Source organism: Lysinibacillus sphaericus (assembly GCF_006864135.1).
Lineage (GTDB): Bacteria > Bacillota > Bacilli > Bacillales_A > Planococcaceae > Lysinibacillus.
This window is the reverse complement of the sequence record NZ_SADV01000018.1, coordinates 1-18,127: the sequence shown is the minus strand read 5'-3', so window position 1 is coordinate 18,127 and position 18,127 is coordinate 1. Positions and strand designations below refer to the sequence as shown.

Here is an 18,127-nt window from a genome sequence, read left to right as displayed (position 1 = left end):
AGTTTGTGGGGATTTTTTTAAACTTGATATAGAAAAAGGTTCATCACCAAAAATTGCGGATGACTTTTGTTAAAACGCTACTATGTAAATAAGTTGATTGGAGTGGAGACTGGGCGACTCCTCGTGGATTAGCGATAGGGGAACGAAGGCTAAGAGCATCACATCCTGTGATAACGTCTTCGTGACCAACGTCGTGTTGGCCCGAGACCCTGCAGCGCAGCGGATGTTTTTAGTGTTAACGTAGCGGCAGCACCAAATGTGTTCTGTAGCGAAAGCGAATCGTCAGCAACAAATGTTTTCTGTAGCGAAAGCGAAGCGTCAGCAACAAATGTTTTTTCTGTGCGAAAGCGAAGCGTCAGCAACAAATGTTTTTTCTGTGCGAAAGCGAAGCGTCAGCAACAAAGCGCCCAGCCGGAACGGAAATCAACCACACGTTTTGATAATGATCCTAGAAAAAGGAAAAAGGAGAATGTTTTATGAAACTTCGTGAACAAATGCCTGAACTTGTAGGCGCAACGACTTGGTTAAATGGTGAAGTAACAAAAGCGGATTTAGTAGGCGAAAAACCAACATTAATCCACTTCTGGTCAGTTAGTTGCCATTTATGTAAAGAGGCAATGCCAGATGTGAACAATTTCCGTGATCAATACAAAGATGAGTTAAACGTTATTGCAGTGCATATGCCACGCTCTGAGGAAGATACAAATTTAGAAACCATCAAATCGGTAGCAGCAGAGCATGACATTGTTCAACCAATCTTTGTGGATAGCGAATTAAAGCTAACGGATGCTTTTGAAAACCAATACGTACCAGCGTATTTTGTGTTCGATAAAGATGGTCAGCTTCGTCACATGCAAGCTGGTGGTAGCGGTATGAAAATGCTAGAAAAACGTGTGAATCGTGTTTTAGATGAAATGCGCAACGCATAAAAGAGCAGATTACGAGGCGGGGATATTGTATTCCCCGTCTTTTTTATTGAAAAAATACGGGAGGGGAATCGGAGAGTATCCTAGTTACTGGGGAAAAAATCGGGTGTAACGTTCCTAATCCGACCCGAGCGAAAAAGGGAGTAATCCGATCAAATCAAGGCGTGATCCGAGCGAAAAAGAGGTTACCCTGATCACATTTTAGGGCAAGCTGAGAGCAGTTTCGTCTCTCACCTGATCACTTCTCGAAGTACCCGAACGAAAAAGTTATCAAACCGTACGTCCAAAGAAGTACCTCAAGTATAAAAAAGAACCTAGTGTTCTTGAATAGGAGCAGGGGATTCCTACAATGATTATCTTAGAGATGTCTTTTATTGAAGAATAGTCTCTTGTTTTGACGATACATATAGCAAAGAATACGTTACAATAAGGGTATAGTAGTTTTCGGAGGGATTTTTAATGATGAAAAAAGAGTTTGCTGTCATTGGACTTGGACGTTTTGGAGGAAGCATTGTTCGCGAACTAATGAGTCAAGGCGCACAAGTTATGGCGATAGATCATTCCTCAGAGCGGGTGGACGAGTTTGCTTCGATTGCCACACAGGCCGTTATCGCAGATTCGACGGATGAATCGGTATTAAATTCATTAGGTATTCGTAATTTTGAGCATGTTATCGTAGCGATTGGTGAAGATATTCAGGCTAGTATTTTGACGACTATTATTTTAAAAGAAATTGGTGTTCAGCAGATTACTGTAAAAGCTCAGAATGATTACCATGAAAAAGTACTGCGTAAAATTGGCGCAGATTTTGTCGTGCATCCTGAGCGAGATATGGGGATACGTATTGCCAATAATATGTTGTCTAATACAGTGCTCGATTACTTAGAGCTTTCGGATGAACATTCGATTATGGAGCTTAAAGCCAATGATGCGATTGCAGGTTACTCTGTTATGGATCTAGATATTCGTGCAAAGTACGGGATTAATATTGTAGGTCTTAAGCGTGGTGCAGATATCATCGTATCTCCGCAGGCGAGTGATAAAATTTTGCTAGGAGATATTATGCTTGTCATTGGGGCTGATGTAGATATTAACCGCTTTGTCAAAAAGGCATTGAATGGGTAATGAAAAATGAATAAACGAAGATGGAAACTAGTTATATTTGCAGCAATTATTCTTATTGGCGCTTTTACATGGCAATCTCGCGACAAAAATGAGCAAGAGGCTATTTCTCGTATTTTAGATCACACTGCAGAAATTGATGCAATCGAGCTATTTAAAGGGGAGCAATCTTTATTTAGTGCAACAGGTCAAGATGCAAAAGCCTATATTGAAAACTATCCGCTTAGCCATGTAAAGAAACTAAGCAAAAAAGAACGAGCTATATTTGAAGAAAAACCACTTTATCATATTGTCTACGAAATTAAAGGAGAGCCTTTATATGAGGTAGATATTTTAAAAGTTGCGATTAGCTCTGAGCTCAGTGAAGAATTACAGCAGATGGTTTTTAATGTTGGGGATCAGCAATATTTGATTTATTGGGCAAAAGAGAAAAAAGCACTTGAACAATCAACAAATACGCAACGTTTGCTTGAACAATATGTTAAATAAAAAAGGTTCTATAATATTTGTTGGGGTAATCACACAATTTTAAGCACCGTTTTAAAAAGGTAGCGAATAAACAATTAGTAGAGGGTGTACGTTTACCAAAAGTGATTGCGATTGATGAGTATAAAGGCGATACAGATGCAGGTACGTATCAGCTAATCATTGCAATGCGGAGACGCGCGAACCAATCGATATTTTACCGAATCGTAAAAAAGAAACAATAAAAAATTACTTAAGTCAGCATGGAGCCGATGTTGAAATAGTGGTTATGGATATGAATCCAAGTTTTAAAGCAGCTGTTCGTCAAGCGCTAGGTCGACCTGTTATTGTGGCAGACCGCTTTCATTTTAGCCGTTATATTTATTGGGCAATGGATGAAGTGCGCCGACAAGTACAAAAAGAATGGGATAAATACAATCGCACAAAGTGTAATCGTATGCGTCATATATTTTATAAACGTGCATCTAAATTATCACCGAAACAACAGTGGTATTTACAGCGCTCTAGAAGGCATTAATAATAAACAAAAGTGATGAAACGGAATGCATATGGCTTTCGACGCTTCGATCACTTTCGAGCAAAAATCTTATTAAATTTAAAGTATAAAGAAATTGGAGTTCATCTGGATTAAGGTGCTGAAAGAGTACAGCACCCCAACATTGCGCAACTCCTTGAAAACGCTCCATCCACTTTTTCGAGCGATTATGAAAGTTATTAACGTGTTGAATGTGGTAAATTCCCTCCTTTACACGCTGCTTTTGTCGCTCATTGACTGTTTCGTGTTGTAATCCTTTTATCTTAGCGAACTTTTTATAATTCGTTGCCGTATCAGTGAACACCATTCCACTTAGGGAATGGTGTTTTTTGGGGTTCTAGAAGGAAAAGAATAGAATAGAGTTCAGAGCAGAATAAACTGAATGTACCTTTCTTAGCTTATTTAAACGCTTTTATAAGTGGATGAAAATGAATAAACGATGTTTAATTTAACTTATATTTAAATAACTTATTTTTTAATGCTATATTGACTTTAAAATGCAAATAGAATACAATTCGATAATGATAATCATTCTCATCAAAAGGAGACTAACAAATTGTTTCGAATTTCTGCACACGACATCGAAGTAAAATATGATAAAAATATTATTCTTAGAGACCTATTATTACATATTCCAGATAATAGTATTTCAACAATTATTGGACCGAATGGTTGTGGGAAATCAACTTTATTAAAGGTTCTAACAAAAATATTGCCTTATTCCAAAGGTCAAATTTTATTAGATGGACAAGCTTTAACCTCATATAAAACAAAAGATTTGGCGAAAAAAATGGCATTACTTCCGCAGTCTCAGATTGCACCTTCTAACATTTCAGTACGTGAACTTATTGCTTACGGAAGGTATCCCCATCAAGGGAATTTCGGTATTTTAAGCTCTCAAGATCAAGAAATTATTAACTGGGCAATCTCCAAGACCAAGTTAAATGACGTAGAAAATTCTATTGTTGATTCATTGTCGGGTGGGCAACGTCAACGCGTTTGGGTTGCTTTAGCATTAGCTCAGCAAACGGACATTATTTATTTAGATGAGCCCACAACCTATTTGGACCTTGCACATCAACTTGATTTAATGAAACTTCTTAAACAATTGAATGTGGAAGAAAATCGTACCATTATTATGGTACTACATGATTTAAATTTAGCAGCTAGATATTCAGACTATATGATTTCAATGAATTCTGGTCAAATCGTAAAAGCTGGAACCGTTGATGAAGTGATGACTACTAATAATTTAAAGCGGGTTTTTCAAATAGATGCTGTCATTAGTGAAGATCCTTATACTAAAAAACCAATTTGTCTATCTTATGACACTAGTTTATAAGAGGTGATGTGATGACAATTTGGCACAAATGGATCACGATATTCGTACTTTTAATTATCTGTTTTGCTTCCATTATTTTTGCAATCAGTATAGGGGCTAAAAATATTCCCTTTATCACAGTGTGGACATCCATTTTCCAATACAACTCAGAGGATAACTTACATCAGATCATTTATGAAGTTCGATTACCACGAGTGCTAGGGGCCGTATTTGTTGGAGCTGCTTTCGCAGTCGCTGGTACAGTAATTCAAGCAATCACACGTAATCCCCTTGCTGATATAGGCATTTTAGGAATCAACGGTGGGGCAGTACTTCTTGTGACTATCTGTTTTGCATTTTATCCAGCGATTTCCTACGGTTGGCTTACGTTCTTTTCATTCATCGGGGCCGCACTATCGACCTTCCTTGTCTTTTCAATCGGTATAGTCGCTCGTAGGAATCTTTCCCTTTTTACATTTACAATTGCTGGGGCAGTGATTGCTGCATTTCTACATGCAATTAGTTCTGGTATTGCCATTTATTTTGATTTGAATCAAGAATTGGCTTTTTGGTATGCAGGTGGAGTTGCAGGTGTTACGTGGAAGCAACTTCCTTTATTGATTACTATCGTTATCGTATCCATCATTATTGCAACATTACTTGGTAAGCAATTAACGATTTTAAGTACAGGCCAAGAAATGGCATCGAGTTTAGGTATTAACATTAAGTTCTTACTATTCACAAGTATGGGTGTTATCGTTTTACTTGGTGGTGTTGGAGTTGCAGTCGGTGGTTCTATTAGTTTTGTTGGACTAATTATCCCTCATCTTTCACGTAAATTTGTTGGACATGATTACCGTTGGAATATTCCAGTAAGTGCTTTATTAGGGAGTACACTTGTAGTAATCGCTGATTTATCAGCTCGAATAATTTTTGCACCTAAAGAGCTTGCATTAGGAATATTAATTGCCTTTATTGGTGTGCCATTTTTTCTAGTTGTAGCGAAGAAACTGGAGGGAACTTAAATGGCACCAAAGCGAAGAATTCCATTTCTTTTATACATCTCGATCACTTTGATATTCATTTTTCTAACATTTTTCTTTTCAATTAACACAGGAAGCTATCAACTTTCTTTACCAGAAGTGGTGAATAACCTATTTGGTCAAGGGCAGGATAATAGTATACTCGTATTATTTGAGTATCGATTACCCCGCATCTTGATGGCATTAGTCGGTGGTGCTGGTATCGCTGTGGCAGGATCATTACTCCAATCCTATACGGGCAACCATTTAGCGGATACTGGTTTATTAGGTCTCCATGCGGGTGCTTCATGTGGATTAATTATATTCATGAGCTTTTTCAGTCAAAAATTTTTATATGCTGAAATTTTAATACCTTTATTCGCCTTTTCAGGTGGTGCTTTGGCCGCCGTTTTGATTGTTTATTTAGCAAAATCAAAAAATGGCGGTATCAATACAAATAAATTGATTTTAATTGGTATTGCTGTATCGGCACTTTTTAATGCAATAACGCTATTTTTATCATTACGTTTAAGTAAAGATACTTATTCTTTTGCAGCTAGTTGGTTACTTGGGAATATTTGGGGGCGTCATTGGATTCATGTTTCTATTTTAATTCCATGGGTTGCTCTATTTAGTTTTCTTGCCTATCACTTAGCGCATCGATTAAACCTTTTACAAGTTGGAGAGGCATTCGCTCAAACAACGGGAATTAATGTAAAGCGCACAAAAAATAGCGCATTGATATTCGCTGTGGTGTTATCAAGCGTTTCAGTAGCCATCGTAGGTAATATTAGCTTTTTAGGACTTTTAGCGCCACATTTGGCACGTCAATTAGTTGGCAGTGACTATCGCCTCAACCTACCTTTATCTGCATTGATTGGCGCTGGCATTTTACTACTTTCTGATACGATTGGTCGTTCTCTATTTGAAGCAAACCCAATCCCAGCAGGTATATTGGTATCCTTCATTGGAGGACCTTATTTTATTTATTTACTATTAAAAAACAACAGGAGTGTATAACAATATGAAAAAATGGTATTTACCAGTAACTTTAGCTCTATTAACAGCAGTTTTAGGTGCTTGTGGAAAGGAAGAATCAACAACATCTAATTCAACAACGAAAGTAGTTGAAGAACAACGTATTGGCTCTTTATCAATTCACTTAACAAATGACTTAATTGCCCTAGATATTACCCCCGTTGGTTCTGTAGTTGGCGGTACATTAGGTGATTTTTTACCACAAGCAGCTCCATACTTAACAGAAGCTACAAAATATGGCCCTGCAAAAGATGTTGATATGGAATCATTACTTTCCTCCGAACCAGATGTTATCGTTGCAGATGAAGAATTTGCAGCAGCGAATTTAGAACACTACAAAAAAATTGCACCCGTTCAACTATATAACTTAGATGAAGGAACATGGCGTGATCATTTAACATTACTTGGAGAAAAATTCAAAAAAGAAGAATCAGCGAAACAATTTATTGCAGATTACGAAAAGAAAACGGAGGAAGTAAAATCTTTACTTGCTAAACAATATGGTGAAGATGCAACAGCAATGGCAATCCGTGTTACAGATAAAGAATTACGTGTTTTCTCAACAGCACGACCAATGGGCCCAATATTATTTAAAGACTTAAATCTTGAACCTGCTACAGGAATTACAGAAATGGGTACAGAAGAGCCTTATCAAGTGATATCAAAAGAAGTTATTGGTGATTACGATGCAGATATTATATTTGTTGTAGTAAATAGCAACGAAGAAGCTGAAAAAGTATACAAAGAACTTGCTGAATCATCTATATGGAAATCTCTAAAAGCTGTTCAAAAGGGCCAAATTTTTGTTGTTTCAGATCAACCTTGGTTAGACTATTCAGCTCTTGGGAACTCAATGGCAATGGATCAACTATATGACCAATTAAAAAAATAAAAATATAGTCTATTTATAAGAATACATCTTACAATGCGAAATCCTTCACTTTTCCCCCTAAAACCATAATGTTTCAATGGTTTTAGGGGAATTTACTTTTTTACTTTTAATAAAAAAGGGTAGTGAAAACAGCCTAGCTGCGATCACTACCCTTCCATGTAGTTAAGAAAAATTAGATTTTTTGCCTGTGGACAAACTAGAACATCGTAAGCGTCTAGGCTAAAGTGCTACATCTTCGAGGTCGCTTCTATCCCTCGGGCGAAGTAGTGGAGCGTTTACTTTTACTTTTACTTCGGGCTCTCCATCGCTTTAGCGCATTTGTTCTTAGGACACAATAGTATTTTTTCCTTGAAGTGCACGTTCTTGCATTTCTACATCAAATTCCTTTTCCGATTTCGATACGACTACACAAGCTACACCGTTACCAATTAAATTTGTTACGGCACGTGCCTCAGACATGAAACGGTCAACACCGATTAATAGCGCAATCCCTTCGACTGGAATCATTGGGAAAGCAGCAAGTGTTGCTGCTAATGTGATAAAACCAGAACCTGTTACACCAGCGGCTCCTTTAGATGTAATCATTAAAATCCCAAGAAGTGTAATGATTTGAATCCATGTCAATTCCATTCCGTATGCTTGTGCAATAAATAAGGCAGCCATTGATAGGTAGATGGACGTCCCATCAAGATTGAAGGAATAACCGGTTGGTACTACTAATCCAACAACTTGTTTAGAGCAACCAAAGTTTTCTAATTTACGCATCATAGATGGCAAGGCAGATTCAGATGATGAAGTACCAATTACTAAGAAAATCTCCTCTTTTATATAAGCGATAAATTTAAAAATGTTGAAGCCGAAGAATTTTGCGATCATTCCTAAAACAAGGACTACGAATATGAACATTGTAATATATACTGCAGCCATTAATAGACCTAAGTTGGCTAACGATTTCAACCCAAAATTACCAATTGTATAGGCCATTGCACCAAAAGCACCTATTGGAGATATTTTCATCACCATATTTACGATTTTGAAGAAAATTTCTGCCACTTGTTCAAAAAATGTGATGACAGGTTTTGCAGGTGCGCCAATAGAAGCAGCAGCTAAGCCGAACAAGATGGCAGAGAATAACACAGGAAGTAATTGTCCTGTTGCAAGTGCACCTACAACGTTTTCAGGAATAATGCTAGAGATGAAAGCACCTAAGCCTTGCTCAGACTCTGCTGCAGCAGTTGTATATTTTGAGATATCGGCTTCGGAAGCACCTGAAGTATCTAAACCTGTCCCAGGGCTAACGATTAATGCAACAGCAATACCGATTGCTAAGGCAATGGTAGAGACAATTTCGAAATACAGTAACGCTTTTCCACCGATTTTTCCAACTTTTTTCATATCTCCCATACTACCGATTCCGATTACAACTGTTAAGAAGATAATAGGAGCGATTAACATTTTAATTAGCTTAATGAATAAATCAGCCAGGATTTTAAGGCTTGCCCCAAACTCAGGGAAGATAGCCCCAACAATCACCCCTAGAATAATTGCAGCTATAACTTGAACGGTCAGATTTTTCAGTAATTTCACTTTATGCTACCTCTTTTCTAAATTTTCTCTTTGATATCGTTTTTACTAGAATTATCATAGCGAATCCTTTAAGGAAAAAGAGATTTAGAAAATAAGAAACATATCGTTCATTAAGTACATTCATCCATATTTTAAATAAAACGTAGTGTTTTCAATAACTCAAACTGTTATGATACTCGGTGAATAACTTACTATTGTTATAATACAAAAATAAATAATGTTAGAAAATTTCGTTTTATGTCAATTTTTCGTAATATTGTTCATTAAGTTCATGACTTTCTCCTCCTTATGTCAACTAAAACTGTTGTCAAAAGATTTTTTTGAAGATAATCTTAAAAGCATATCATTGATAGAAGTGACATTCTTAGCATGAGTAAAAAATGTCCCATTCAGATTTGGAAAGGAAGGAATATTAAATGATAAAAATGCCTGTAAACGGCAAAATCCTGCTAGTGACATTTTTAATCATTGCATTCTCCTTTTTACTTGGTGGCATTTTTGTACTTGGAAACCTCTTAACTGAGCAAGAAAAGGAGTTTGGTCAGCGTGCTATGCTCGTTGCGCGGACTGTATCAAATGTGCCAGAAATCAGTATGCATTTGAAAAATGACAATATTAAAGATGCAGCGAAAAATGTCAACAAAATTGTAGATGGAATTCGTGTTGTTAATAAAGCAGAGTATATCGTTGTAATGAATATGAATCGTATTAAACTATCTCACCCAGTTAATAAAGAAATAGGGAAGCGTAGTGAATCACAGGATTTAAATGCTTCCTTTAGTGAGCATTATTATGTAACGAAGGCGCAAGGGGAAACGGGTGTAATGATTCGAGCTTTTGTCCCTATTATTGACGACAAAAAAGTACAAGTAGGCATTGTCATTGTAGGGTATTCGATGCCAACTTTTATAGAAATGTTGCAAAATTATGAGCATGAAATTTTTATTACTATTCTTATATCTCTTGTTTTTAGTATTTGGGGGGCATATACACTTGGCCGACATATTAAAAAGCAAATGTTTGGGCTTGAGCCCCATGAGATTGCCAAGATGTATGTGGAACGAACAGAAACGTTCAATGCTATGCATGAAGGCATTATAGCGGTCGATAAAGGAATGAATATTACAATTTTTAATGAAAAAGCAGCTGATATATTAGGGGTTACTAGAAAGATAGAGGATTGTATCGGAGAAAAGATTTATGATGTTTTGCCTGACACACGATTGCCTGAAATTGTTGAAACAGCAACACCAGTATACAATCAAGAGCTCTACATCAATCATCATAGTATTTTGAGTAATCGTGTCCCGATTATTGTAAATGGCGAGCTAGTTGGAGCAGTTGCTATGTTTAAAGATTTAACAGCAGTTAAAAAACTTGCGGAAGAAGTAACAGGTGTTAAAGCATTTGTTCAAGCACTGCGTGTACAAACACATGAGCATAAAAATAAGCTTCATACTATTGCAGGACTTCTGCAATTGGGACATACAAAGCAGGCACTTGAATACGTGACAGCTACTACCGAAAATGAAGCTTCTTTAACGAAGTTTTTGAATGAACGCTTTCATAATGAAAATATTTCAGGATTATTGCTAAGTAAAGTTAGTTATGGTAAGGAATTAGGCATACAAGTAGAAATCGATCGAAAAAGTCATTTTAAACGCTTTCCACCATTATTAGATCACCACGATTTTGTCGTCTTGTTAGGAAATTTAATTGAAAATTCCTTTGAAGCACTAAATGTTCTTTCAAAGCATGATAAATATGTAGCTATTTCTGTAGATGAGCATGACGGTGTGCTAGCAATTGCTGTTTCTGATAATGGAATTGGGATGTCTGAAGGGGTGCAAGCTCGTATGTTTGAAAGTGGATTTTCTACAAAGGCAAGTGAGAATCGTGGTATCGGCTTGCATTTAATACATGAAATAGTAAGAAAAGGTAATGGTGATATTGAGGTAGTGAGTGAATTTATGAAAGGGACAAGTTTCTTAATCTTATTTGAGATAGGAGAAGAGTAGATGGATGTAATAAAAGTGTTATTAATTGAAGATGACCCAATGGTACGAGAAGTGAACAGGCAATTTATTGAGCAAATTAAAGGATTTTCACTGATAGGCTATGCTGGCAATGGGATAGAAGGGATAGAGAAGATTAAGCAGCTAAATCCGGAACTTGTCTTTATGGATATTTTTATGCCAGAGCAGGATGGCATTATTACGCTAGGGAAAATTCGCGAAGAACATATTCCAGTTGATGTTATTGCCGTAACTGCTGCGAATGATATGTCAACTGTACAGAGAATATTACACCTAGGCGTCTATGATTATATTATGAAACCTTTTACGTTTGAACGAATTGAACAAACTTTAAAGAATTATCAAGCTTATAGAAAGAAAATGAGTGGTATGCATGATCTAACACAGCATGATGTGGATCATCTAATGCAGAAACGTATCCCTGAGCAAATAGTTGTTCCTCCGATCACTGAGACAATAATAATTGACGAGCTACCAAAGGGTTTTAACCGAGCGACATTAGACAAGGTACTTACCTATATTCAAGAGAGTAACGAAGCCGTATCAGCGGAAGAAGTGTCCATGTATATTGGAACGGCTCGTGTAACAGCTCGACGTTACTTGGATTTTTTAGAAAAACAAGATCTATTAAAGGTGGATATACAATATGGAAATGTGGGCCGTCCTATCCATCGATATTATATTTAAGAGTGTCTTATAAAGTTGTTTAATACATCTTTTATAGGGAAAGCTTAGAAACTAAAGGGATATGGAAGTATCATTTGCTTTCTCACCAAAGTATGGATTAGATTTTGGGAATATGAAGGGTTGATGAATACATTATGCAGCAAATAGACTTAATAGAGTGAATAAAATATGCTTTATCCCGATAGGTAAACTTGTTTTGACGATACATATAGCAGAGAATCCGTTACAATAATGGTATGTTATTTTTCGGAGGATTTTTTATGGGAATTAAAGAAATAATTGATTTTAGAAAGCTAATGGGGAGTAGGTTTAACACACATGTTCAACGTTCGAAAAGAGTCGCTATTTAAATTTTTGAAAATTCTATTTCCAATAGCGCTTTTAGCAATAGCAATTTATGAAATTCTACAAACGATAAGTGGGATAGATGTTCATTTACTTCGGAAAGAAGTGAATGAACTGCAGATATGGGAGCTCTTATTTATTCTTTTTATCACCTTCTGTGCCATTACACCGATGATTTTTTATGATGTTATTTTAGTGAAAATATTAGGGATCAAAATAAACAACCGTCTTCTACTGAATCATTCTTTTGTTGTAAATACCTTCTCCAATCTTATTGGCTTTGGTGGTTTAGTTGGTGTTTTTTTACGTAATTATTTCTATTCGAAATATAAAGAGGATAAGGAAGACTTGTTAAAAAGCATTGCCTCCGTAACACTCTTTTATTTAACAGGGATTTCGCTGTTAGCTTGGATTATGTATATATTCTTTTGGGACTTCCCATTGCTAAAAGAAGTACGGTGGTTAAAGATAGCAGTTATTCTTGTCAGCCTATATGTTCCGATTTTTATTGCTATGCTTCTCATTCGCAATAAAAAAGCAGGTTCTATAAAGCCAAAGATCTCTCTTCAATTGATGGGCACTTCCGTAACTGAATGGGTTGCAGTCTTTTTAGTTATCTGGATATTAACTTTTATTTTGAAGATCCCAATAGAATTATCCGATTTAATTCCCATATTTTTAATTGCTTCCTGTGCGGGTATTGTCAGTATGATTCCTGGCGGAGTGGGCTCTTTTGACCTTGTTTTTTTATGGGGGACTCAAAGTTTAGGAATCGCTGATGAAAAAGTGCTTTTTCTATTAATTTTGTACCGAGTTGGTTACTTTGTGCTTCCATTTTTAGTTTCTTCTCTTTTATTTGTAAAAGAATATTGGGAACGTTGGAATCAATCATGGGATGACTTGCCAAATGTCGTTCTTCAGAAGCTGAGTCACATGCTATTAACGATATTGGTATTTTTCTCTGGCATTGTATTATTGCTATCAGCTTCGGTGCCGGGTATTTTAAGTCGACTAAAAATAGCTCAGGAATTTTTATCTTCGCCGATTATGCATGTCTCTCATCAAATGACTGTTGCAGCTGGCTTTATTCTCTTAGGTTTATGTAGAGGGATTAAATATAAAGTGAAAAGGGCCTATCAGCTTTGCCTCATTGTGCTAAGTAGTTCTGCACTATTTTCAATTTTTAAAGGCTTGGATTATGAAGAAGCTATTTTTTTACTGGTTGTCGCAGGGCTGTTAATTGCCTCAAAAAAACAATTTTACCGTGAAAGTAACGTTCTCACATGGGGAATCGTTTTGATTGATCTTGCTGCAGTGACAATCATTACAGCGATGTATGTATTGATTGGTTATGTGAATTTACCTACTTCCAAAATTCATATTCCAGTCGCTTTGCAGGAATATATCATTACGGATTACCGAGACCTATTTTATAGTGCAGTAATAGGCATTTTAATAGCAATTGTCATTTTTTATATAGGTTATTTTATCCGTGCACATAAGAAAATGGAAAAGCTTTTATCAAGTGAGCAAGAAGAGCGAATTAAAGATCATTTGATGACCTATAAAGGGACGGAGTATTCACATTTAATTTTTTTACATGATAAATTTATACATTGGAATAAACAAGGTACAGTTTTATTTTCTTATCAAATATATGCCGATAAGATTGTTGTACTGGGGGATCCAGTGGGAGATGAATCTGATTTTTTATCAGCTATTCAGGAGTTTTTAGAATTGGCAGATAAGCATGGTTATACACCAGTCTTTTATGAAATTAACAATAAAATTTTCCCTTCTTTACATGAGCATGGGTATAGTTTTTTTAAGCTTGGTGAAGAAGCTTTTGTAGATTTGGATAAGTTTACACTTGCTGGTAAGGGAATGAAGGGACGTCGAGCGGTAAAAAATAAATTTGAACGAGAACATTTTACAGTTGAAATAGTAAGCCCTCCTTACTCACAGGAATTAATGAATGAATTGCAAGAAGTATCAACGAAATGGTTGCAGGGAAGGTCAGAAAAAGGCTTTTCTCTTGGCTTTTTTAATGAACACTATTTAAACACTTCAAACATTGCCGTTTTACGTGGAGCAGAAGGAGTTATTGGCTTTGCTAGTCTCATGCCAATGTACGATAATGGCGAAAGACTCTCAGTAGATCTCATGCGTTTTAAGCCGGGAGCGCCATCTGGAACGATGGATTTCATATTCCTATCGCTCTTTGAATGGGCAAAAGCAGAAGGCTACCGTGTTTTTAACATGGGGATGTCGCCATTGTCAAATGTCGGACAGTCTAGGTATTCCTTTTTAAGTGAAAAAATTGCAGCGCAAATATTTTTACATGGGCAGTACTTCTATCATTTTAAAGGATTAAGAAACTTTAAATTAAAATATGCAGATTTTTGGGAGCCAAAGTATATAGCATATCGAAAGAAATCCTCACTGCCATTTACAATGGCACAGGTCACGTTATTAATTGGTAAAAAGAGAAAATAAGTAACTAAGTTTTTACTATAAAGAAGAGTGTGAATTTAAGAAGTTGTGCTGTCAGCATAATGAAACGCATTCGTCGCAAGCCAATACAAAAAAGATGCATTGCAAAATTACTTTGCGATGCATCTTTTTTATGAATTTTTATAGTCAGAAAAATGATAAGGACCGGAACGCAGGGCATCGCTGATAAAAGAGTCAGAATCGCTGATAAAGTAACAAACATCGCTGATGAAAGAGAGTCAAGTCCTTAATATTGTGTAAAATTCTATACAATGTTCTTCAACTCTGACTTTAGTTTTGTCAAATTGTCCAGGTTATGTTGGAATTCGCCGCTAAAAGTGTGAGTTGCGCCGCTAACCAAAGGAAGAACGCCGCTAAAACACGAAATTCCGCCGCTAACCAAGCAAGGAACGCCGCTAAAACTTGAAAGAGTCAGAATCGCTGATAAAATAGTAAACATCGCTGATAAAAGAGCCAGAATCGCTGATAAAGTAACAAACATCGCTGATAAGTGAACCGAAATCGCTGATTGATTCATGATGAAATAAAGTTTATGGAAAAATTGTAATTTTATATTTGATTTTCCATTAGCGCTTTGTAATAATAGAAATTCAAAATGACATGTCATCAAATTTTAACTTATTTCAGCGGGTGCCCCACACATCCGCTGAAATAGAATGACGAGCCATAGAAAGGAGTTCGATAAAAATGTTAATAAGAGAGGCAAAACGTGAAGATGCTGAACAGATCATAGCTGTCATAAAAAATGCGGAAGAGTCTAATTTAATGTTATTCGGGCCAGGTGAACGAAAGTTAGAGACTGAACAATTTACTAAATTTATTGAGAATATTTACAATAACAGCCATTCGGCTTTATTGATAGCTGAAATAGAAAAGAAAGTAGTTGGTTATTTAATTGTTCAGGGTAATAATATGCCATCTAGAGTTTCACATCGAGCCTATATTGTCATAGGTATCCATAGTGATTATAGAGGTCGGAAAATAGGTACGGCATTATTTAGTCACCTTGACGATTGGGCAAAAGGAAAGGGTATGCATCGCTTGGAACTAACAGTAATGGCGAACAATACTGTAGGTGTTGCTTTATATAAAAAAATGGGATTTGAAATTGAGGGAACCAAGAGACATTCCTTATATGTTGATGGTGAGTACATTGATGAATATTTTATGTCAAAATTATTGTAATACAAAGGGTGTGTGTATATGAATTCTAGAAGAAACACTAGAAGTATTAATATCGGTATTTTTTCACCATCATCTCCAGCATCCGTCAGTGCCCTTTCTCGATATAAGCGTGCAAAAGCTTTCCTTGAACAAAGAAATATTAACTTAATTGAAGGAAGTCTAACTGGTAAATCCGATATTTATCGCTCTGGTACTCCTAGAGAGCGTGCTGAAGAGTTAAATAAATTATTACGAAATCCAAACGTCCCCATCATCATGTCGACAATCGGTGGTACAAATTCAAATAGCATGCTGCCATATATTGATTATGAGGCGTTTCGAAGCAATCCAAAAATCGTCGTTGGTTACTCTGATGCAACGGCAATTTTACTGGCACTTTACGCAAAAACAGGAATTACAACATATTACGGTCCAGCATTAGTTCCTTCCTTTGGGGAATTTGAACCATTAGTCAATGATACATATCAATTCTTCGAGAACTACTTCTTTAAGTCACAATCATTACCTTACGAAATTCCAATGCCTACATATTGGTCAGATGAACCCGTCAATTGGTTAGAAAAAACGGTGGAAAAAAAGTTATATAAGAATGAATGGTTGACGATTCAAGAAGGAGTTGCTGAAGGTAGATTAATTGGTGGCAATGTAAATGCTATGTATGGATTTATTGGTACTTCTTATTTCCCGGAAATTCATGATGGAGATATCTTATTAATAGAAGATTGCGCTAAAAATACAGCTATCGTTGAGAAAAATTTTGCGATGCTGAAATTACACGGAGTATTTGAAAAAATAAGTGGCATTATTTTAGGCAAGCATGAACGCTATGATGATTTAGAGACTGGACGTAAACCATATGAAATACTGCTTGAACAGATAGACGGCATTGATATTCCGATTTTAGCAGAATTCGATATATGTCATACACATCCGATGCATCCAATTGCTATAGGAAAACAAGTAAGATTAGATGCAACGGCTAAAAAAGTCTATTGTATTGAGCAATGGTTATAGATTAAATAAGCCCTGCGGATTTTTTGCAGGGCTTAGTCCAATTATGATTTAACATAGTCATTATCTGTAATAGCATACATTTTAACATTTTGATGATTCCCCTTAACAAACATACTTTTTCGTAAAATCCCCTCAAAAAGCATCCCTGATTTCTCCATTACTTTTTGGGATCCAATATTCCCTTCAAAGCATCGCGCTTGAATTCGCACTAATCCTAATTCGTTAAAGCCAAAGTCGATTAGTTTTTTAACTGCTTCAGTCGTTATCCCTTTATGCCAATTATCTTCAGATAGAACATAGCCTATCTCCGCACATTTATGCTTGTCAGTAATAGAAACAAAATCGATAGTGCCAATTAAATTTTGCTCAAATTCGATGCCCCATAATAGATGATTATCTTGTTTATAGTCACTTAAAACTAATTCAATAAACTCTTTTGTTTCGTCTAAACTCTTGTGGGGTTCCCATGTAACATAGCGTGCTACATTTTCACTAGAAGTGTAGTTGAATATTGCTTCTGAATCATTTAATGAAATCGGCCTTAACGTTAATCGTGCTGTTTTTAAAACAGGTGGCGCTTGTTTAAAAATGTTATTGCTCACAAAACTCCCCCTTCATTTTGTGTAATCATTAAAGTTTATCTAATTATAACCAGATTTATAAATTCTTGTGAAGCTATTCATTAGAGTTTGAGAGGGGATATTTTAAGGTTAAAGGGAGAAAAATGAAAAAATTAAAGCAATGCACTATTAGGGGATTTACATTTGATTGGAGTGGAGGTTGGGCGACGCCTTAGGGATAAGCGATAGAGGAATGAAGGCTAAAACCATCACGCCCTGTGATAAAGCCTTCGTGACCAACATTGTGCTGTTGCTGTCGCTTCGTTGCACTACGCTTTCGCGCAAAAAACATTTGTTGGCCCGAAATCCTGGAGCGCAATGGATGTTTTCTGTGCGAAAGCGAAACGACAGCAACATGGTTTTTTCTGTGCGAAAGCGAAACGACAGCAACATGGTTTTTTCTGTGCGAAAGCGAAACGACAGCAACATGGTTTTTTCTGTGCGAAAGCGAAGCGACAGCAACATGGTTTTTTCTGTGCGAAAGCGAAGCGACAGCAACAACTAGAGCGGCTCATCGGAAGCTACCAGGAAAGCGCTCAACCGTAACGGAAATCAACCTACGTTATGCTAATGAGTCATAGACAATAGTGTTTCTTCAAAACATAGAAAAAAGGGCCTCCTTCAATGGGAGGGCTGAAAAAGTCTATATCTTTTCACATTGCGAGGTATTCAACGATTAAATCGTTGAATAGCTCGCTTTTTTCATTTGGCACTGTGACTCTACTGTTGTTTTCCGAAGCATTCCGCTCGCTTTCCGCGGGCGAGCGCCGAGCCTCCTCCTACGCTTCGCTTCGTGC

Annotated in this window: 16 protein-coding genes and 2 pseudogenes; 14 read left to right on the top strand and 4 right to left on the bottom strand. The window is 36.5% G+C overall.

Going from position 1 to position 18,127, the window contains the following annotated elements; translation table 11 throughout:
* The first annotated feature begins 476 nt into the window (after positions 1-476).
* The 4 genes and pseudogenes from C7Y47_RS17675 to C7Y47_RS25770 form a co-directional block, all read left to right on the top strand.
* Entirely contained in the window at positions 477-929 is a 453-nt protein-coding gene (locus tag C7Y47_RS17675) for a TlpA family protein disulfide reductase (protein ID WP_053483465.1), read from the top strand.
* Positions 930-1,388: 459 nt separating this feature from the next.
* Positions 1,389-2,051 (top strand): potassium channel family protein, encoded by a 663-nt coding sequence (locus tag C7Y47_RS17670; protein ID WP_053483642.1) that lies wholly within the window; start codon positions 1,389-1,391, stop codon positions 2,049-2,051.
* A 6-nt stretch (positions 2,052-2,057) separates the two neighbouring features.
* Entirely contained in the window at positions 2,058-2,537 is a 480-nt protein-coding gene (locus C7Y47_RS17665; protein WP_142509960.1) for a hypothetical protein, read from the top strand.
* Positions 2,538-2,584: 47 nt separating this feature from the next.
* Positions 2,585-3,036 (top strand): annotated as a pseudogene (locus C7Y47_RS25770) (transposase); the annotation flags it as partial.
* Between the two features lie 160 nt (positions 3,037-3,196).
* Here C7Y47_RS25770 and C7Y47_RS17655 read toward each other — a convergent pair.
* Positions 3,197-3,382, bottom strand: a pseudogene (locus tag C7Y47_RS17655) (IS1595 family transposase); the annotation flags it as partial.
* Between the two features lie 243 nt (positions 3,383-3,625).
* Here C7Y47_RS17655 and C7Y47_RS17650 point away from each other — a divergent pair.
* Genes C7Y47_RS17650 through C7Y47_RS17635 form a run of 4 tightly spaced genes read left to right on the top strand, consistent with a single transcriptional unit; the run spans position 3,626 to position 7,342 of the window.
* Positions 3,626-4,411 carry an ABC transporter ATP-binding protein gene (locus C7Y47_RS17650; RefSeq protein WP_255505240.1) on the top strand — a complete coding sequence of 262 codons (786 nt, stop codon included), beginning with the start codon at positions 3,626-3,628 and terminating at the stop codon, positions 4,409-4,411.
* Positions 4,412-4,422: 11 nt separating this feature from the next.
* Positions 4,423-5,415 carry a FecCD family ABC transporter permease gene (locus tag C7Y47_RS17645; protein ID WP_142509958.1) on the top strand — a complete coding sequence of 331 codons (993 nt, stop codon included), beginning with the start codon at positions 4,423-4,425 and terminating at the stop codon, positions 5,413-5,415.
* A complete protein-coding gene (locus tag C7Y47_RS17640; protein ID WP_142509957.1) occupies positions 5,416-6,432 on the top strand; it encodes a FecCD family ABC transporter permease in 1,017 nt (338 codons plus the stop codon). It abuts the gene before it with no gap.
* Positions 6,433-6,436: 4 nt separating this feature from the next.
* Positions 6,437-7,342, top strand: a complete 906-nt coding sequence (locus C7Y47_RS17635; RefSeq protein ID WP_142509956.1) for an ABC transporter substrate-binding protein — start codon at positions 6,437-6,439, stop codon at positions 7,340-7,342.
* Positions 7,343-7,666: 324 nt separating this feature from the next.
* On the opposite strand, the gene C7Y47_RS17630 is transcribed toward C7Y47_RS17635, so the two are convergent.
* Complete coding sequence (locus C7Y47_RS17630) at positions 7,667-8,929, bottom strand: dicarboxylate/amino acid:cation symporter (RefSeq protein ID WP_142509955.1); 1,263 nt, start codon at positions 8,927-8,929, stop codon at positions 7,667-7,669.
* Positions 8,930-9,345: 416 nt separating this feature from the next.
* On the opposite strand from C7Y47_RS17630, the gene C7Y47_RS17625 reads away from it, so the two are divergent.
* The 3 genes from C7Y47_RS17625 to mprF all read left to right on the top strand — a co-directional run bounded on the left by C7Y47_RS17625 (position 9,346) and on the right by mprF (position 14,493).
* Complete coding sequence (locus C7Y47_RS17625) at positions 9,346-10,947, top strand: ATP-binding protein (protein ID WP_142509954.1); 1,602 nt, start codon at positions 9,346-9,348, stop codon at positions 10,945-10,947.
* Positions 10,948-11,652, top strand: coding sequence for a response regulator (locus C7Y47_RS17620; RefSeq protein WP_142509953.1), 705 nt, complete (start codon positions 10,948-10,950; stop codon positions 11,650-11,652). It abuts the gene before it with no gap.
* Positions 11,653-11,970: 318 nt separating this feature from the next.
* Positions 11,971-14,493 carry a bifunctional lysylphosphatidylglycerol flippase/synthetase MprF gene (mprF, locus tag C7Y47_RS17615; protein WP_142509952.1) on the top strand — a complete coding sequence of 841 codons (2,523 nt, stop codon included), beginning with the start codon at positions 11,971-11,973 and terminating at the stop codon, positions 14,491-14,493.
* A gap of 262 nt (positions 14,494-14,755) precedes the next feature.
* Here the strand turns inward: mprF and C7Y47_RS17610 are convergent, their stop codons facing one another.
* On the bottom strand, positions 14,756-15,118 hold the full coding sequence (locus C7Y47_RS17610; protein ID WP_142509951.1) for a hypothetical protein: 363 nt from the start codon (positions 15,116-15,118) through the stop codon (positions 14,756-14,758).
* An 80-nt stretch (positions 15,119-15,198) separates the two neighbouring features.
* On the opposite strand from C7Y47_RS17610, the gene C7Y47_RS17605 reads away from it, so the two are divergent.
* Together C7Y47_RS17605 and C7Y47_RS17600 are read left to right on the top strand one after the other, a co-directional pair.
* Entirely contained in the window at positions 15,199-15,696 is a 498-nt protein-coding gene (locus C7Y47_RS17605; RefSeq protein WP_142509950.1) for a GNAT family N-acetyltransferase, read from the top strand.
* Positions 15,697-15,714: 18 nt separating this feature from the next.
* Positions 15,715-16,710, top strand: a complete 996-nt coding sequence (locus C7Y47_RS17600) for a S66 family peptidase (protein ID WP_142509949.1) — start codon at positions 15,715-15,717, stop codon at positions 16,708-16,710.
* Between the two features lie 41 nt (positions 16,711-16,751).
* Here C7Y47_RS17600 and C7Y47_RS17595 read toward each other — a convergent pair whose 3' ends face one another.
* Positions 16,752-17,312 carry a GNAT family N-acetyltransferase gene (locus C7Y47_RS17595; RefSeq protein WP_142509948.1) on the bottom strand — a complete coding sequence of 187 codons (561 nt, stop codon included), beginning with the start codon at positions 17,310-17,312 and terminating at the stop codon, positions 16,752-16,754.
* Between the two features lie 336 nt (positions 17,313-17,648).
* On the opposite strand from C7Y47_RS17595, the gene C7Y47_RS17590 reads away from it, so the two are divergent.
* Positions 17,649-17,876 carry a hypothetical protein gene (locus C7Y47_RS17590; RefSeq protein WP_142509947.1) on the top strand — a complete coding sequence of 76 codons (228 nt, stop codon included), beginning with the start codon at positions 17,649-17,651 and terminating at the stop codon, positions 17,874-17,876.
* Positions 17,877-18,127 lie beyond the last annotated feature (251 nt).

What these genes read in the sequence shown, in the direction of transcription:
- C7Y47_RS17620 (WP_142509953.1), top strand. Translation starts at nt 10,948, where the DNA reads ATGGATGTAATAAAAGTGTTATTAATTGAAGATGACCCAATGGTACGA.
- C7Y47_RS17645 (WP_142509958.1), top strand. Translation starts at nt 4,423, where the DNA reads ATGACAATTTGGCACAAATGGATCACGATATTCGTACTTTTAATTATC.
- C7Y47_RS17675 (WP_053483465.1), top strand. Translation starts at nt 477, where the DNA reads ATGAAACTTCGTGAACAAATGCCTGAACTTGTAGGCGCAACGACTTGG.
- C7Y47_RS17670 (WP_053483642.1), top strand. Translation starts at nt 1,389, where the DNA reads ATGAAAAAAGAGTTTGCTGTCATTGGACTTGGACGTTTTGGAGGAAGC.
- C7Y47_RS17635 (WP_142509956.1), top strand. Translation starts at nt 6,437, where the DNA reads ATGAAAAAATGGTATTTACCAGTAACTTTAGCTCTATTAACAGCAGTT.
- C7Y47_RS17590 (WP_142509947.1), top strand. Translation starts at nt 17,649, where the DNA reads ATGGATGTTTTCTGTGCGAAAGCGAAACGACAGCAACATGGTTTTTTC.
- C7Y47_RS17665 (WP_142509960.1), top strand. Translation starts at nt 2,058, where the DNA reads ATGAATAAACGAAGATGGAAACTAGTTATATTTGCAGCAATTATTCTT.
- C7Y47_RS17640 (WP_142509957.1), top strand. Translation starts at nt 5,416, where the DNA reads ATGGCACCAAAGCGAAGAATTCCATTTCTTTTATACATCTCGATCACT.
- C7Y47_RS17625 (WP_142509954.1), top strand. Translation starts at nt 9,346, where the DNA reads ATGATAAAAATGCCTGTAAACGGCAAAATCCTGCTAGTGACATTTTTA.
- C7Y47_RS17610 (WP_142509951.1), bottom strand. Translation starts at nt 15,118, where the DNA reads ATGACATGTCATTTTGAATTTCTATTATTACAAAGCGCTAATGGAAAA.
- mprF (WP_142509952.1), top strand. Translation starts at nt 11,971, where the DNA reads ATGTTCAACGTTCGAAAAGAGTCGCTATTTAAATTTTTGAAAATTCTA.
- C7Y47_RS17605 (WP_142509950.1), top strand. Translation starts at nt 15,199, where the DNA reads ATGTTAATAAGAGAGGCAAAACGTGAAGATGCTGAACAGATCATAGCT.
- C7Y47_RS17600 (WP_142509949.1), top strand. Translation starts at nt 15,715, where the DNA reads ATGAATTCTAGAAGAAACACTAGAAGTATTAATATCGGTATTTTTTCA.